1 protein-coding gene is annotated in these 308 nt (G+C 28.2%); it reads right to left on the reverse strand.

All coding sequences use genetic code 11. From position 1 onward, the window contains the following. Positions 1-112 precede the first annotated feature (112 nt). Positions 113-308: hypothetical protein (locus ACXIUA_RS02405; protein WP_457976013.1), on the reverse strand; the 196-nt coding region annotated here is incomplete at its 5' end.

Genomic DNA, 308 nt, shown 5'->3' on the forward strand with positions numbered 1-308 from the left:
TTATTAGTCTGTACGCATGAATCCTTCACTAACCACATTGCTGTTAAGAATATGATTATTCGATTCCTTATTTCGTTCAATGGATAGCTGTAAAAATCATTAAGTATACGTGTTATCTCAAACTTTGAAAGACTTTTAATGCTTTTAATAATTTCCTTTCTTTCCTTTCCTTTGAAGATAGCGTGATACTAAAAATATAACAAGGCTTACTACACACTTCCATATATCTTAACCGACCATAATCTTTTATAAAATTATCTTTCTTTACTTTGTTATTTTGAAATAACTTAATAAGGATAGATATAGCC

This window comes from Corynebacterium sp. UMB8791 (assembly GCF_054166365.1).